The sequence below is a fragment of the Alkalibacter rhizosphaerae genome, assembly GCF_017352215.1.
GTDB classification, from domain to species: domain Bacteria; phylum Bacillota; class Clostridia; order Eubacteriales; family Alkalibacteraceae; genus Alkalibacter; species Alkalibacter rhizosphaerae.
Map to the genome: position 1 here is coordinate 691635 of NZ_CP071444.1, position 15871 is coordinate 707505.

15 protein-coding genes are annotated in these 15871 nt (G+C 46.7%); 3 read left to right on the forward strand and 12 right to left on the reverse strand.

Features of this window, described 5'->3' with window-relative positions; all coding sequences use genetic code 11:
- Positions 1–119: 119 nt before the first annotated feature.
- The 10 genes from J0B03_RS03390 to J0B03_RS03435 all read right to left on the reverse strand — a co-directional run bounded on the left by J0B03_RS03390 (position 120) and on the right by J0B03_RS03435 (position 10381).
- A complete protein-coding gene (locus J0B03_RS03390; protein ID WP_207300464.1) occupies positions 120–1316 on the reverse strand; it encodes an MFS transporter in 1197 nt (398 codons plus the stop codon).
- A 137-nt stretch (positions 1317–1453) separates the two neighbouring features.
- On the reverse strand, positions 1454–2029 hold the full coding sequence (locus tag J0B03_RS03395) for a GNAT family N-acetyltransferase (protein WP_207300465.1): 576 nt from the start codon (positions 2027–2029) through the stop codon (positions 1454–1456).
- Between the two features lie 129 nt (positions 2030–2158).
- A complete protein-coding gene (gene tatC / locus J0B03_RS03400; RefSeq protein ID WP_207300466.1) occupies positions 2159–2896 on the reverse strand; it encodes a twin-arginine translocase subunit TatC in 738 nt (245 codons plus the stop codon).
- A 39-nt stretch (positions 2897–2935) separates the two neighbouring features.
- Entirely contained in the window at positions 2936–3115 is a 180-nt protein-coding gene (locus J0B03_RS03405) for a twin-arginine translocase TatA/TatE family subunit (RefSeq protein ID WP_207300467.1), read from the reverse strand.
- A 15-nt stretch (positions 3116–3130) separates the two neighbouring features.
- Positions 3131–3856 carry a formate dehydrogenase accessory sulfurtransferase FdhD gene (fdhD, locus tag J0B03_RS03410; RefSeq protein WP_207300468.1) on the reverse strand — a complete coding sequence of 242 codons (726 nt, stop codon included), beginning with the start codon at positions 3854–3856 and terminating at the stop codon, positions 3131–3133.
- Positions 3843–4409, reverse strand: coding sequence for a YdhW C-terminal domain-containing protein (locus J0B03_RS03415; RefSeq protein ID WP_207300469.1), 567 nt, complete (start codon positions 4407–4409; stop codon positions 3843–3845). The genes fdhD and J0B03_RS03415 overlap by 14 nt, the downstream gene beginning before the upstream one ends.
- A 54-nt stretch (positions 4410–4463) precedes the next feature.
- Positions 4464–6566, reverse strand: coding sequence for an aldehyde ferredoxin oxidoreductase (locus J0B03_RS03420; RefSeq protein WP_207300470.1), 2103 nt, complete (start codon positions 6564–6566; stop codon positions 4464–4466).
- Between the two features lie 61 nt (positions 6567–6627).
- Positions 6628–7290 carry a ferredoxin-like protein gene (locus J0B03_RS03425; protein WP_246798175.1) on the reverse strand — a complete coding sequence of 221 codons (663 nt, stop codon included), beginning with the start codon at positions 7288–7290 and terminating at the stop codon, positions 6628–6630.
- Between the two features lie 387 nt (positions 7291–7677).
- Complete coding sequence (locus J0B03_RS03430; protein ID WP_207300472.1) at positions 7678–9105, reverse strand: DEAD/DEAH box helicase; 1428 nt, start codon at positions 9103–9105, stop codon at positions 7678–7680.
- 46 nt (positions 9106–9151) lie between these two features.
- Positions 9152–10381, reverse strand: coding sequence for a zinc-binding dehydrogenase (locus J0B03_RS03435; protein ID WP_207300473.1), 1230 nt, complete (start codon positions 10379–10381; stop codon positions 9152–9154).
- A 167-nt stretch (positions 10382–10548) separates the two neighbouring features.
- On the opposite strand from J0B03_RS03435, the gene J0B03_RS03440 reads away from it, so the two are divergent.
- Complete coding sequence (locus J0B03_RS03440; protein ID WP_207300474.1) at positions 10549–11310, forward strand: DeoR/GlpR family DNA-binding transcription regulator; 762 nt, start codon at positions 10549–10551, stop codon at positions 11308–11310.
- 30 nt (positions 11311–11340) lie between these two features.
- Here J0B03_RS03440 and J0B03_RS03445 read toward each other — a convergent pair whose 3' ends face one another.
- Positions 11341–11586 (reverse strand): GlsB/YeaQ/YmgE family stress response membrane protein, encoded by a 246-nt coding sequence (locus J0B03_RS03445; RefSeq protein ID WP_207300475.1) that lies wholly within the window; start codon positions 11584–11586, stop codon positions 11341–11343.
- A gap of 250 nt (positions 11587–11836) precedes the next feature.
- On the opposite strand from J0B03_RS03445, the gene J0B03_RS03450 reads away from it, so the two are divergent.
- Positions 11837–13090, forward strand: a complete 1254-nt coding sequence (locus J0B03_RS03450; RefSeq protein WP_207300476.1) for a putative DNA modification/repair radical SAM protein — start codon at positions 11837–11839, stop codon at positions 13088–13090.
- A gap of 4 nt (positions 13091–13094) precedes the next feature.
- Complete coding sequence (locus tag J0B03_RS03455; RefSeq protein WP_207300477.1) at positions 13095–13874, forward strand: TIGR03915 family putative DNA repair protein; 780 nt, start codon at positions 13095–13097, stop codon at positions 13872–13874.
- On the opposite strand, the gene J0B03_RS03460 is transcribed toward J0B03_RS03455, so the two are convergent.
- Complete coding sequence (locus J0B03_RS03460) at positions 13825–15837, reverse strand: HD domain-containing phosphohydrolase (RefSeq protein WP_207300478.1); 2013 nt, start codon at positions 15835–15837, stop codon at positions 13825–13827. The genes J0B03_RS03455 and J0B03_RS03460 overlap by 50 nt on opposite strands.
- Positions 15838–15871 lie beyond the last annotated feature (34 nt).

Below are 15871 nucleotides of genomic sequence, written 5' to 3' on the forward strand. Positions count from 1 at the left end.
TCTCTCTCCTTTTACGAATGATCTTCTCTTTTGTGAAAAATCATATCAGAGTTATTACACCACATTGGTCAAAAAAAATCAAAGAAAAAATGGCATCCTCTCAGATGCCATCCTCGTTTCTATTCTTGGAGTGCTTTTGAAGCTTTTATTGTTTTTATGGCTTCTCCGTTTGCCAGAATGTAGTTTCCGGTCAAAATCACAAAGGCCAACACGACCAATCCAACGGCGGAAATGAAAAACTTGAATTCCAACACCCCGGGACGCAAGGATTCCGCAAAGGAATTCATCACAAAGGGAGACATGAACATTCCAATGCTCATGGAGCCATTGGCTAGTGCAATGGCATTGGAGCTTTTCGCAGCAGATACTGCAGAAGAAACATTGAACATCACCGTTGGGATTATGGAAGACATGGCAAACCCGTTGAAGAAGGAGGCCAGGATCACGGCTTCGATGGTACCTACAAAGTAGATCCCCAGCATGCCAAGTCCCATCAAGCTCATGGCGATCGGCAAAATCTTGTCTTTCAACAGATTCTTGATCCTGCCGAAGAATATTCCAGTGACCATTCCGATGCCGGTACCAAAGGAATTGATGAAACCGGCGGTGGATGCATTTCCTAAATGATTGCTGCTGATAAACATGGCAATGTTGGATTGGTAGATAAAGATCAGCATGGCAAAGAGCATCATGACGATGCAATGAAAATATACGACCGCGTTCATTTTGCCGTCTGCATCCTCTTCCATCATCTCATGTTTTTGATTGTCCTTTGGAAGGTATCTCCATACGATCAGAATTACAGGAACAAACAACAAATATACCAGATAGGACATGTTCCATTGTATACCGGCCAATAGTCCGCTGGCAAACAAAATGGCCATGCTTCCACCATTGACGAAGGCCGACTGAAGTCCCATCATGGCTCCCCGTTCATTACCGCTGAAATAATCGGCGATCAGGGCCATGGTCATGGTGGAGTTGATCCCTTGGGAAACGCCGATGAGCACACTGGCAAAGATCAACAGGGCAATGTGGACCGTTCCCAATGTCAGTCCGATCATCCCTCCGGCAAATCCACTGATCAAGCCAAACAACACCAGTGATTTTTTGGATATTTTCCCGGACAATGGTCCAGACAACAGTGCAAAGAACATGGATAACAGAGAAGGTACCGCCAGGACCATCTGAACCGTATTCAGGTCCACGTCCGGATAATGGGCAGCGATGTCTGCTAAAATAGCCGATGCAGTCATGGATACCATGACGATGGCCGACAGACTCAAAATCGCCAATTTTATGTTTGTTTTTTTCATTCTAATGCGCTCCTTTATTTTTGTAACTCATTCAGTATTTAAGCATACTTAATTTATACGTAAAAAAAATAAACTTGTATATACAGATAGTATCACAACGGATAACAAACTTCAAGAAAAAACGGTCATGGCATATTTCACAAACCATAACCGTTGCTGTTGGACCCGTAATGGAAGTCCGGTGTTTCTCCTGTGCCGGCAGATAGATCTTTACGCATGAGAAAATCAGTTTCCGTTTTGCTGCCCATTTGGAAAGGATGCTTTCCAAAAATCCGAAATCCCATATGACGATAAAAATGCTGGGCCCTGACATTGTGCTCCCAGACGCCCAACCAGATATAGCGTTTTTTCTGCTCCCTGGCTACTTCCATGGCTCTGCTCATGAGCTTGCTCCCCAATTTTCTTCGATGAAATCTTTTGGCAATATAAAATCGCTCGATCTCCAAGGATTCCGGATCTTTGATGTCCGACTGAGCTTCGGGCAAATTCAGTTTCATGTATCCCGCCAGCTCTCCATCCCAAAGAGCAAAGAAAAAGAGAGTGTTTGGGTTTTTTAGCTCATCCATCAGCTTTCTGGTATTGTAAGCTCCATCCAGATATTGCTGCATGTCTTCAATAGTACTGCTTCCTCCAAATGTTTCATAATAGGTTTGAACCGACATTTCCTGCAACAAAAATACATCTTTACCTTTGCATCTCCTGATATCCCACATGGCCGATCCTCCTTGCCACGATTATTTGTATTCACTTTATACCCTCGTTTTTTTTATCGTAACGTGGAAATGCAAATCTATACCACTAAAAAAGCAAGTCTCTGCATACGAGACTTGCTTTCAGATTTGTCAGCTGCTGGATTGTGCCATTCGTTTCCTTTTGCTTCGCTCCGTCAGTTTTGCCAGAAACACGCTGAATTCAAAGAGTACTAGCATGGGACCCACCAGCAAAACCTGGGAGATCACGTCAGGAGGTGTGATGATCGCCGCCACTACCACGATGCCAAATAATATGTATTTTGTGTTCTTTTGCAAAAATGCCGAAGTCACCAATCCGAAACGACTGAGCAACAATACAAGCATGGGCATTTCAAAAACCAAACCAAAAGACAACAACGATGTGCTGATGAAACCAATGTAGCTTCCCACAGACATGACCGGATCAATGGATTCCATCCGCATGTTGATAAAAAAGCTCAACACCATGGGCAGCACCACGATATAACTGAACACAACGCCGGCGGCGAAGAAAAAGGATCCGCCCAATATGGAAACCAATACGTATCTGCGCTCCCTTTTTTCCAGTCCCGGTCTCAAAAACGCGTAAATTTGATACGCGATAATGGGAAAAGAAACCGTTATGCCGGCAACCAGGGAAAGCTTGACATAGGCCAAAAACAATTCCGGAGGGCTGATGTATATAAAATCGATTTTCCCTCCGGCCAATCCAATGACGTCTCCGATCAAGTGCTGCACAAAGAAGTAACCGACACCTGTAGCCGTCACCACCACCAGAAAGACAATAAACAGACGTTTACGCAACTCGGCCAGATGATTTAAAAAAGGTTGTTTTTTTGTTGTATCCACCGAATTCATTCCTCTCTGTCAACGTTGATGAACGTCTGACTACTTCTTCTCTTCCAATTCCACTTCCAGATCTTTCGATACCTTGTTGGCGTGTCCTTTAAAATTGTTGATGGCTTCTCCCAAGGATCTTCCAACTTCCGGTAATTTCGACGGTCCAAATACCACCAAAGCGATGGCCAATATCAAAACCAGTTCTCCTACTCCCAATCTTCCAAACATTTCATTTCCTCCTTTTCAACTAGCGATCCGCTGTTCATTTAAATATACGATGGGATTGTTCGACACGGCTCGGCCGATGATCGTGATCCCCAACTTTTCTGCCAATTCCAACCCGGATGATGTGATGATGCTTCGCGATGCAATGACGGGACATTTTACATTGGCCGCTTTCAACACCAGATCCGAAGAAATTCGGCCGGTGGAGAGCAACATGGCATTGCTCATGTCCACTCCCTGCATCAGCGCCTTTCCGATCGCCTTGTCTGCCGCATTGTGTCGGCCGACATCTTCACATTGTGTCAATATTTCACGATTGTCTGCGATGGCCATGCAATGCATACCGCCAATGGTTTTGTACATCTCTGCCCTGGCAAACATTTCTGCCATCAATTCCCGTACTTTCCCCAGACTGACGTCAAACCGGGAAGCGATCCGGGCTGTGGACATGGACTCTTCATTGAACTTGCTCCCGCTGCCGCAACTGCTGGTCAATACCGTCTCCAGCACCAGACTGTCAAAGTCGATTTCCTTGGACGTTGTTGCATAGATCTTTCGCATGTCTTTACAAGCTGCCATGGTGTCCAGATCAAAGGGGCTATTGATCATTCCTCTGCTGAACATGTGACCCAAAGCCAATTCCCGCAGATTTTCCAAGGTGCACATGAAGGTAACGATCTTGTTGCCGTTCAAGTACAGCTCCACTGGTTCTTCCTGGCATATGTTCAACTTACTGATATTCATATCGAGTCACCTCCTCGTATTCCGTCAAATACTCAGCCCTTGCTTTTACCAGGTGCTTGTCGGAATACAAACAGACTGCACCGTTGGAAGCTTTTGTCTTTTTGATATCCTGATATGCGTCGTCTTTTTCCATTTGAGCCAACACTGCGTCCAGTTCTTCCGTGGTCAGATGATAGGGTGATCCCAAAAATTTTTTAATATTCGTTGTCTTCGGGTACCTCTTCGAGTCATCTCTCACCGTATCGGCAATAAGCTGTAAAAAATCTTTCTCTTTGGTTCGCAATAAAAGTGATGCATATTGCTCGTTCATTTTTTCCGTGGAATAAAAGTAACGCGTTTCTTTGCCCTGGACTTCTTTGATCTGGATGTAATCCACATTGCTTTTCAATTCTTCCAGTAACAGCTCCATATCTTCTTCTTCAAAAGACAATGGTTTCAGGAGGAAATCCTCATAGGTGATGAAGTGACCTTTGGCGGATTCTTCCCGTATGTATTTGGTCAGAAAGTCCAAATCTTCCAGCAAAGCTTCCTTGTTGTTTTCGTATTTTCCCATTGGATCTCCTCCTGTAAAATTCTATCATTCACATTCAAGATGCTGTCAAATCAATTATGCCGGCAGCAGACCCATGCTTTCCATTTCGTCAGCAACGTATTTCAGGTCCAACCGCTCAAGGGTGGCTCTTGTAGGCGCACCAGTGGTCTCGTCCCATCCCATTTCCTTGTAGAACATGGTCAGAGCCAGCTGCATGTCGTCCCGATCCATTTTGACGGTACCTGGCGTAAACGCTTCCTTGTCCGGATCCATGTCGAAGATCCAGTCCATCATGACATCGTGCTTGCCTCTCATGTCTGTAGTCCCCATCTGTTTTACCGTCAGTGCGCGATGAAGGGTAAAGATCCGTTCACCCATGAGGTCCAGTTCTTCTTCGGAGGTCTCCACTCCAGTCACCACAGAGAAATAATGAGATTCCAGTGCAGTGTCTCCCATGTAATCCCGCTCTTTCAGCGGAGATACGGTCATGGGCCACATCCAGTTGCAAAGGGTCAACGAGTCGTGAAGAACGTTTCGGATGATGCTCCATTTAGCAAACTTTGCCTTGTACTCGTTCATGGGGGTGTAATCGGCAGGTGCATCCAAAGCATCTCCGGACCCAACAACTTTTGCAATAGCATTTTTTTGTATTTCGATGGGCAGTCCCGATCCAGCAAGGTTCATGTGGGAGTGGCATTGGGCGTCCCTATTGAACATGCAGGAGATCAATGCACCGACCTGGCCTGCCGCTTCATTGGAATGGTGTTTCGGATATCCAAATGGAGACCAGATGCCGCTGTCATAGGAGCTCCAGAAGTCATCCCCGAAGTTCCATCGCTTGGCGACCCAGTAAGTACCATCACCAAGGTGGCTGAATTCCCCTTCTTTCATGGCGATCCGACGATAATATTCATGGAGGAATGTGATATCTCCCGCTTCCAGCTTGTCCCAGGGGATGCTGTCGTATTCATCTTTCGGCAACACTTTTTTCAAGATGCCGTTGTCATAGGCGTAGCGCAGATCCCTGGAAGCCATCCCATAGTTGCACCATACACCATAGTCATCAGCAAGCTGGGATCCCAGAGCCATTGCCATCAGCGTTCCGTCTCCTTGCTCTACCTGATCCGCTTTTCCCTTGATCATGATCTGTTGCGGGGAGTGGAATCCCATGCAGGTATTGGCCACATATTTGGATACACCGAAATCCTCCATTTTGGGGATCTCCATTTGCGCATGACACCGGATCGGACAAGATTGGCATCCGCCCATGCGTACTGTGTATTTTTCTGCCAAAGGACCGGCATCGAAAGTGGCTTTCATGGTTCGATATCCTACTTTGTTGATATTGCCCGGTTCGTTGATCCCAGTCTCGATATTGCCTTCCGATGCACCCCAATGCAATCCTTCCCTGGACGTCCATCGGGATCGTTCACTGCTGAACTCCGCCCATGGTTGGGGTGTGCTTGGTACTACGTGCTGGTTGTTGGCTCCAATGATGTCGCTGAGCATGTACTTGTCCAACTGGATCAAATCGGACTTGTTTCCGCCGATTTTGACGGATCCCGTACCTGTGATGGCAATAGCCTTCAGTTTCTTGGATCCCAGGATACCGCCGTGACCGCCGGCAGAGTGGGAAGAACCGTTCATGATGACGGACATGTTGACCATGTTTTCACCGGCTTGTCCAATGCATGCCACTGTTGCTTCTTCTCCCATTTGGGATGCGATCTGGGCAGACGAGTTGTAGATTCCCGTTCCCCAAATATGGGATGCGTCTTCGATGGATACGGTGCTGTCTTTGACCCGCAACCAAACCGGTCGATCGGATGCTCCCTCAACGATGATGGCATCCCATCCTGCGTATTTCATTACTGCCGCAAAATTTCCGCCCATGTGGCTGTCTGTTACCAAATGATAAGGATTTGTCGGCAACAGGGATGTGATGTTGGTTCTGGAACTGCAGGGAACGCCGCTGCCTGTCAATGGGCCGACGGCAAAAACCACTTTGTTCGCTTCGTCATACGCTTTGGTTCCTGCAGGTACTTCATCATTGATCACTTTATATCCAATACCCATACCACCAATAAAATCCTGGTATTTGCTGGTGTCTTCTTCTGTAACTTTACCAGTAGTCAGATTGACTCGCATAATCTTACCGGCCCAACCGCCTATAGCCATATCTCATTACCTCCAAATTTAATTTTTTTCATCAACTGGTTTGTTGTTATTCGTTTTTTCATCAAGCCAGGTAGCCATATTTTCTCATGGCGTACTTTACATCATCCCATGGAACGATGGCCAATGCCCCCGTAGGACAGTTGTTTGCACACATGCCGCAGGAAATGCACTTGGTCGATTTTTTCGTCTCCGGATCGATGGTGGGCAAATGCCAGGGACATGCATCGTGGCAGGCACCACATCCGACACATTTTTCCTGGAGCACGATTCGAGCACCGCTGTCGTTGGTGGTGATGGCTCCCGCAGGACACGCCTTGCCGCAATAAGGTTCCGCACATTGCCGGCACGTTTCCGGTGTCATCAGTTTGTTTCCGAAGGCTCCATCGGCTTTTGCATAATTCAGCTTGGGCCCGTCTACGCCGAAAAAGTAATTCTTGCCTACTTTCACTCTGGAAATGTACGGCTGCAACTTTCCGTCGTTAACGATGGTGCAGTTGGTCTCGCATCGCAAACAACCGGTACACTTGTTTCGGTTTGCCACCAAAACACCTGCAGCCAGCGGCCATGCAACTACGTCTTCCGCTTCGTCTTTGGAGCAGCCCAAAAGATTCAACAGCGACAAGGAGATCGCCATTCCTCCGATGCCTTTACCGGACATCTTCAGAAACTCTCTTCGGGTGGTTTCCCTCTCCAAAATGCTTTTCTTGGTTTCTTTGTCTGACACTTCAAATCCCCCTTTTTGTGAGTTATCCATTAAGGATTATGATAAGATCAAATCAACTCCACCGCCGCAGATTTGGTTTGATACTTAACGAACGAATAGAATGAAAAAAATTAGAAAAATACATGAAGTCAAATGATTGTTATGCAGATCGATATAGATGAATTTGTTCGTTAATTAATTTACTATCTAAGATTTTACAGATTATTTTCCCATAAGTCAACAACATGAACGCAATAGAGAGAATATTTTTTATTTAATTGAATATATTTGAAAAAACTTTCTACATTTAAAATTATATTTTTAACGCTTACGCTTCTTCATTCACAAAAAAATAAAAATAAACCGTATGTTTATACCGGTTTATTTTTATCATACTTTTGCATCATATTATTTTTGAAGAAGTTTCACCGACAAGTTTCGCCCTTTTATCGTCCGTTTCGATAATTCTTTCGCAACCATGGGGGCCTTCCCGTTGAAGATCTCCACATATGTACAGGTAGCCTGTATGTCGATGATTCCGATATCCTCCACTGCCATTTGGGGGATGGAACCGATAGCACCCATGACGTCTACTGGCCGGATCTTTATCTTTTTCCCGCCATTGATTCGAATTCGACCAACAGCCTGGCGAATGTGTCTGGATTTATCCAGCTTGGGAGATCGCTGGGTCATGGTCCCCACTCTTGCATGCTCGGGGATATCCAGGTCCTCTACATGGATGCGTTGGGTAACATCCAGCTCCAATTCTTCCTGGAACGTTTTCCAGCGCGCAACCTCTGCCGGTCCCACCAAGGTGATGGCCAGACCGGTTTTATCCATACGCCCAGTTCGACCGATCCGGTGGACCAAACTTTCCTTTTCATAAGGGACCTGATAGTTGATGACGTGGGTCACATCCTCCACATCGATCCCTCTGGCTGCTACGTTGGTGGCTACTAGAAGTGGAATCTCCCCTTTTTTGAACTGATTCATGATGCGAAACCGCTCTCGTTGGGACAATCCTCCGTGGAGCACTCCAAGCCGATACCGTCTTTTTTCCAGAAATGTGGCCAACACCTCCACATCGTCTCTTGTGTTGCAAAAGAGGATGCTACTGCCTGCTTTGTCCTTGTAGAGGATCTGGTGGACAATTTGTTCCTTGGCCGCATTTTCCGAATAAATCACTTGATGCAGGATCCGGTCTTCCACCCGACTGGTCGAGGTCATCTCCACCATCTTGTGATCCGTTGCGTAGTGTTTATAAAGTTCCAATACTGGTGGCGGCATGGTGGCAGAGAATAAGTGGATTTTTTTCTCTTTTGGCAAAAGGGAGAGTATCTCATCCACTTGATCGATAAAACCCATACTGAGCATCTCGTCCGCTTCATCCAAAACAACTTGACGGATGCGTTGGGTCTGGAGGATCCCTTTTTGGATCAGATCCAACACCCTTCCCGGCGTCCCTACTACTACATGGACCCGCTGGCGTAATTCCTGCTGCTGAAGATGGACCGGATGTCTGCCATAGACCGCACTGACGCGGACTTTGCGAAACTTTCCGATATTGGCTGTTTCTTGTTTGATCTGTAGAGCCAGTTCCCTGGTTGGTGCGAGTATGAGGACCTGTGGATCCCGTTCCTCGATATCCAGCATCTGGCAAAGGGGGATAGCAAATGCCGCCGTCTTCCCGCTTCCCGTTTGTGCACGAGCCAAAACCCGCTCCCCCTGCAACAACAGGGGAATGACCTGTTCCTGCACGGCAGTGGCATCCTTGTAGTTCATCAATTCCAACGCATCCACAATGGCTGGTTCCAAATGCAACTGGGTAAATTTCATGATATTCTCCTTCATTTGTGTATAGGATACCACGTATTATATCACATCACTCCAGGGAAAACTTTGGTACTTGGCCAAGGAGATATTCTTCCGCTTCCCTGGACCAAACTCCTCTGGTGTTTTTTAAGATCCTTCCCAACTGGCTGTTTTCATCCAATGCAGTGATGTCTGTATACTTCAGATCCTGATGGGTGTACACCAGTTTTTTGCCGCCGCCTAGTTCGGGAAGGTCCTTGGTGACCTGTGCTGCATCTTTCAGTCCCAATATATGGGTGACGATTTTAGCCACTTCCACCTTTTTTTCTTCGATCAGGAAAATGGCCTTTCTCATGTCCAGGGTATCGCCTCCGCTGGTCCCTACATAGTGATGGGAGTTGTAATGGATGTCATATACGTTGATCGATGCATACAAATCCCTGTCTGATGGTCCTGCAAAGAAATTGAGACACCCATCCACATTCAAAAGTTTCGAACCCAGCGTCACCAGGAAAGGAACCGGAGCAAATACGAAAATATCGTCATACCCTTTCCCGCCTGTCAGGGATCGGAGTTCTTCTTCGGGATCCTCCATGTCCCCTGTATAAACAAACAACAGTTCCACGTCACTGGATGAATATAATTCCCGTGCTCTTTGCAGCTTCTTTTCGTCGATATCGGTGACAACCACTCTTTTGGGCTTACGATCTCCGTGAATGGCCAGGTCCACCCCCAACAGTCCCATGGGGCCGGTAGCGCCCATCAAGAGAAGGTCGCCTCCTTCCAGGATCCCCGTTTCGTGTTCATTGGCTCGAACTCCCAAATGGAAATTTGCATCAAATGCAGCGATCAAGCAGGACAAGGGTTCCACCAATGCACCTTCAAAGTAAGTGTCTCCTTTATAGGGCAGCAAACAGTCCTTTTCCATGACTTCATTGGGTATGATCACATAGGTGGCGTCTCCTCCCACGTGTTCGTAGGAATATCCCGGCGTCTCCAATTGATCGGGCATGTTCACCTGCATGACAAATTTTCCGCCTGGATGATATTGTTCTTTCCATTTGGCTCCCACCTCCAGGATCTCTCCACACATTTCATGGCCAATGATACTGGGGTGTTTCGATAGATCTTTTGTCACTCTTTTATGATGGTTGCCTTGACCGGTCAATTTCGTAGTGGACATGCAGATGCTGTCCACCACCACCTTGGCCAGGATCTCATCCTCTTTCATGACGGGCAACTCCCAGCTTTCCAGTTTCAGATCTCCAACGCCGTGGATCCGTACACCTGTTGTCTTCATAGTAAATCGCCTCCTGTTTTACTCTTGTTGACAAATAGACAAATTTTGTCCATTACATCTTCTTTCCTTCCCTTTTCGTTTCCATTCTATCCCTTTCTATTGACTTTGCAAATATTTGGCGTTAGAATTGATTATTAATCATTTTCAATCACTACCAGGAGGTTTTTATGATTGCTTTTGATCGAAAACAACAGATTTTGGAACTGCTTCAAAAGAAAAAGACGCTAAAAGTGGATGTTCTTGCAAGGCTATTGCATTCCAGTCCCGCTACCATTCGAAGGGATCTTCAACAACTGTCCGAGGAAGGTCTGATCCGGCGGGTCCGGGGTGGAGCATCCTACAAGGAAGACAGGGCCACCGATTTTCCCCTTGATTTTCGAAAAGTCCACGAAGGCGAAAAAAAAAGGAAGATCGCAGAGTTGGCGGCAGATTTTTTACAGAATGACCAGCTCCTATTCATGGATTCCAGCACTACGGTCATGGCCATGATCCCATACTTTAAAGGATATCGCGGAATCCACGTATTGACCAACGGCTTGCTCGCCGCCCATCTGCTTTCCCAAAACACCAATGTTCACGTGACCATTGTGGGTGGTCATGTCCATGACAAAAGCTCTTCCGTCAATGGATATACTGCAGCAGCATTCATTTCCAATTATCGTGCTGACGTGGCATTCCTATCCGGAAAATCCCTGAATTCAGATGGTGCCATGGAGATCACGGAGGAGGAAGCTGCGGTACGGCGTTCTTTTATAAAACAGGCAAAAGAAAAGGTGCTGTTGATCGACAGCACCAAATTTGACATTTCCTGTTTTTTTCAAAGCATTAAAATGAATGAACTGGACTACATCCTCACCGACAAGCAATTGCCGGAATCCATAGGAAACAGCGCAGAGATCCATGGTGTGGAATCCATTTCTTTTGAATGAGGGTCCCGTTCCAAATGGGTCGTCAACAAATCACTTCGTCAGTGCGTTGACAATGGTCAACAGGATCATTGCACCAACTACGGCAACAAACATGCTCCAAATGTTGAATCCGGTAACACCGGCAAAACCCAGTTGTTCAAACAAAAATCCACCGACATTTGCACCGATGATGCCAACGATGATGTTGCGAAGCAAGCCACCTTTTCGATCTTTTCTCAAAAGTGTGGTGATCCAGCCTGCCAATCCACCAAAAATGATCCAACCAATAAAACCCATAAAAACTCCTCCTTTACATACTTAATACGTACAATAACCCAAAAAATGCGAAGATGCCGATCATGACCAAGACGATCCGAATCGCAAATGCTTTACGAAAGTTATTTCCACTGTTGTTTATGACCATCACCTCCATCCCTATTGACTTTCTCTCCATCATTCTAATACAAAGGACCCTGATCCCACAAGGAAAGAATACTCCTTTATGGCGAACATATGTTTGCTTTTTGCTTCCCGCCATGATATATTTATGAGGGAGGTGTATCCATTGAAAGAGGATCTTTATGAACGGCTCATGGTCTTGGCGGATAGCGCAAAATATGATGTTTCCTGTTCCTCCAGCGGTGTTGACCGAAAAAGCAACAAGCAGGGGTTGGGAAGTGCCAAATCCTATGGCATCTGTCATACTTGGGCAGCAGACGGTCGCTGCATCTCCCTGATGAAAGTCTTGTTGACCAACAACTGCATCTACAATTGCGCCTACTGTGTCAACCGGGTCACCAATGATGTGGAAAGAGCCAGCTTGACCCCGGAGGAAACCGCACTTTTGACCATGGAATTCTATCGGAGAAATTATATTGAAGGTCTTTTTCTCAGCTCCGCCATTGAAAAAAACGCCGACGACACCATGGAAAAAATGTACCAGGTGTTACTTCTGCTTCGCAAGATCCATCATTTCAACGGCTATATTCACATCAAAGTCATACCCGGGGCCCAGGATACCCTTGTGCAGCAATGCGGCATGTTGGCCGATCGTATGAGCGTCAACATGGAACTCCCCTCCAGAGAATCTCTATCTTTGCTGGCTCCACAAAAGGATCCGGAAAAAATTCTCCTTCCCATGAAGCAGATCCACCATCAAATCATCGACAACAAGGATGCCAGAAAATACTTGAGGCACGCACCCAGCTTCGTGCCGGCCGGCCAATCCACCCAGGTGATCATTGGCGCCACTCCGGATACGGACCGGAGGATCCTCTCCGTCAGCGAACAACTCTACACCCGGTATCAATTAAAACGGGTCTATTACTCCGCCTACGTCCCGGTCAATGAAGGGCCTAATCTACCTTCACTTTGGACCAAACCACCCATGCTCCGGGAGCATCGGCTGTACCAGGCTGACTGGCTGCTGCGGTATTATGGTTTCACCGTATCGGAACTCTTCTCCAAAAATACGGAAAACATGGATACGGAAATGGATCCAAAACTGGCCTGGGCATTGGCTCATCTGGATTCCTTCCCCGTGGAGATCAACACCGCCACCTATTCCACACTGATTCGAGTTCCCGGTATCGGTGACATTTCCGCCCGCAGGATCCTGAAAGAACGTAGGATCCGACCTTTGGATTTTGACGGCCTCAAAAGAACGGGTTGTGTATTAAAGAAAGCAAAACACTTTATATTGGCCAAGGGCAGGTACTACGGTGAAAAATTGGAATTCGATACCATCAAAAACAATCTGGTGGAACGTCCCTTGGTTCAGCAAATCAGCATTTGGGGGTGAGAATTTGGCCGAATATCTTTACGATGGTACTTATGATGGATTTCTAACATGTCTCTATCGGCATTTTGCCCAGGAACCCGCCACCAATATTGCCATTTCCAACGCATATCAACTGAGTTTTTCCAGCGTTCCCGTTCCTGTGGAAACCAGAAAAAAAGAGGCTTCCTACATGTACGAAATACTGATTCGCCATCTGGGTCAACAAAGCTCAAAAGACATCTATTACGGATTTCTATCTCAAGTACATGGTTGGGAAAAAGTGACTTTGTCATTCATCGACCTGTGTTTCAAGGAAGGTTCCCGGTTCAAGGACGCCCATTCCCACGACCGGGTCTTCCCTTTCGATTCTCTTGTTCGCAAAGTCAAAATGGAAGTCCATCGGTATCAAGGGTTTGTCCGCTTCCGATCTTGGGGCGACTGCCTCTATGCCAAGATCCACCCCGATCATTTCATCCTGCCTGCCATCAAGAATCACTTTGCGGATCGGTATGCAAACGAAAAAATCATCATCCATGACGATAACCGGGATCTGGCCTTGATCGCTCAAGACGGCAAATCCATTTTGGTGCCATTTTCCGGAGACCTGCTGTCGGAGGAGGTTCCGGAAGATCCCTTCATCCATTTATGGCAGCAATACGTGAAGACCATCGCCATTGAATCCCGGATCAATCCAAAACTCCAGCGACAATTTGTTCCTCTGAAATATCGGCAAGACCTGGTAGAAATGGATCCTCCTACAGATTTTCATCCTCCTTCAAGAGATCCAAAAAAATCGAGCCTATAAAAGGATCAAACTGGGTGCCCAGGTTGCGTCGGATCTCCTGTGCCGCCTCTTCCCGGCTCATGGCTTTCCGGTAGATCCGGTCCTCTGTCATGGCGTCATAAGCGTCTGCCACGGAAAGGATCCTGGACAAGAGGGGGATCCCTTCCCCTGCCAATCCTCTGGGATAACCTCCCCCATCCCATCGTTCGTGGTGGGTCAATACATACTGGGCAATAGGCTCCAGATTGGAGGTGGACATGGTGATCCGAAATCCGATGTCGGGATGCTTCTTCATGTCCGTCCATTCTTCCAATGTCAATCTCCCTGGTTTATTCAGGATCCTGCTGTCGATGGCGATCTTTCCTACATCGTGGAGCATGGAGAACAACTCCAGCTTGTCTTGTTCCATTTCACTCAAGTTCAATCGTTCTCCGATCTTTCGGCAAACCATGGCCAGTCGTTTTGCATGTGATTCCGTTTCATGGCTTCTTTCTGCCAACGTCACCATCATGGTGGAGACCAGGTTGTTTCGACTGCTGTGGTGACTGAGCAATCGTTTGTTTTCTACGATGTCCTCTGCCGTCTTCAACACTTCATCCAAGGTCTGATCCGTGGTCGTCCTCGTACTCGAACCAATGGACAAATCCCAGTGGATCCCATCTTTCGTGTCTTCAAAAGGCAACACCAACGACTTGTCCGTCATCTCCCGTACCAACATCCCGGATCTATTTTCATCCACATGGGGGAGAAGCACCCAAAATTCGTCTCCGGAAACCCGGAAGATCCATTCCGTTTCAGAAAACACTTCTTTCAACTGTCTTGCTGTTTCCTGTATGCAGCGGTCACCCACTTCTTTTCCAAATCCGCTGTTGATCAGTCGCAGACCATTGATATTGACAAGAACTACTGATAAAGGAATAACTGTTTCCCTGTCCATCTCCATCTTTTGATGATTGTAGGATCGACGATTGTACAATCCCGTCAGACTGTCGTGGGTATAAAGGTACTGGATCTGTTCTTCCTGAACTTTTTTGTCTGTGATATCTTGCACCGTTGTTACAGTATACAGAGGTTCTCCCCCAGCATCCCGGATCATGGCCACTGACAAATCCGCATACACGGTATGTCCATCTTTTGCAATATAACGTTTTTCCAGTGTGAACCGAGAAATTTCACCCAGAAACAGTTTTTGCAACACCTCTTCCGTTAACCCAAGGTCGTCGATATGGGTCAAATCTTCAAAGGTCATCACAGACAGTTCTTCTTTGGAATACCCCATTATTTCTATAAATCTTTTATTAGAATCCGTGATCTTTCCATGAAGGTCCGTGTTGCAAACCCCGATCCCGGCAGAGTGGAACATGGCACGATACTTTTCCTCCGATTTGATCAGATCCGACTGCATTTGGCGATATTTTTTTTGACGGAGCAACAGCATAGTCAACAGTGTGGAGACTGCCGGATAAATCAGCATGACCGGCAAGGCGATCTGACGGATCACCAGAAAATTTTGAGGAGAAGGAATAAAAAGCTGGCACAGAAGCATGACAACATGAACGACAAGACTCATGAAATACACGTTGACCCATACGTTTTTAGTTTTTTCAGGATCAAAGTTACGACGCCATATAAGGCCGACCATTCCGCTGGTGATGATGGTCAGCACTCCCGCGATCATTCCTGCACCTCCGGCAGACAATCGGATGATAGTGGCGACGGCCATGACGACAATGGAGGGGATCAATCCGAAAATGAGAGATGTTATGCTGATAATAATGGTCCTGGTATCGAAGACGACTCCGGTATAGAGAACAAAAGGAGTGCTCATGACGGCAAAACAAATGACAGCAATAAAAAGGCTGCTGACACCCTGCCGCAAGCGTTGCTTCGAATCCGGTATCAGGTACGTGGCTTCGAACACGGCAAACAATCCCAGCAGCAACACGGCATTTCTGGTCAGTGTGATCCACATCACATCCATCATGGCGACCTCCTCGACTCTAGGAAAATTTCAACAA

What these genes read in the sequence shown, in the direction of transcription:
- fdhD (WP_207300468.1), bottom strand. Translation starts at nt 3,856, where the DNA reads ATGAATATCAGTAAGTTGAACATATGCCAGGAAGAACCAGTGGAGCTG.
- J0B03_RS03390 (WP_207300464.1), bottom strand. Translation starts at nt 1,316, where the DNA reads ATGAAAAAAACAAACATAAAATTGGCGATTTTGAGTCTGTCGGCCATC.
- J0B03_RS03405 (WP_207300467.1), bottom strand. Translation starts at nt 3,115, where the DNA reads ATGTTTGGAAGATTGGGAGTAGGAGAACTGGTTTTGATATTGGCCATC.
- J0B03_RS03445 (WP_207300475.1), bottom strand. Translation starts at nt 11,586, where the DNA reads ATGGGTTTTATTGGTTGGATCATTTTTGGTGGATTGGCAGGCTGGATC.
- J0B03_RS03430 (WP_207300472.1), bottom strand. Translation starts at nt 9,105, where the DNA reads ATGAAATTTACCCAGTTGCATTTGGAACCAGCCATTGTGGATGCGTTG.
- J0B03_RS03395 (WP_207300465.1), bottom strand. Translation starts at nt 2,029, where the DNA reads ATGTGGGATATCAGGAGATGCAAAGGTAAAGATGTATTTTTGTTGCAG.
- J0B03_RS03415 (WP_207300469.1), bottom strand. Translation starts at nt 4,409, where the DNA reads ATGGGAAAATACGAAAACAACAAGGAAGCTTTGCTGGAAGATTTGGAC.
- J0B03_RS03440 (WP_207300474.1), top strand. Translation starts at nt 10,549, where the DNA reads ATGATTGCTTTTGATCGAAAACAACAGATTTTGGAACTGCTTCAAAAG.
- J0B03_RS03460 (WP_207300478.1), bottom strand. Translation starts at nt 15,837, where the DNA reads ATGATGGATGTGATGTGGATCACACTGACCAGAAATGCCGTGTTGCTG.
- J0B03_RS03450 (WP_207300476.1), top strand. Translation starts at nt 11,837, where the DNA reads ATGAGGGAGGTGTATCCATTGAAAGAGGATCTTTATGAACGGCTCATG.
- J0B03_RS03435 (WP_207300473.1), bottom strand. Translation starts at nt 10,381, where the DNA reads ATGAAGACAACAGGTGTACGGATCCACGGCGTTGGAGATCTGAAACTG.
- J0B03_RS03420 (WP_207300470.1), bottom strand. Translation starts at nt 6,566, where the DNA reads ATGGCTATAGGCGGTTGGGCCGGTAAGATTATGCGAGTCAATCTGACT.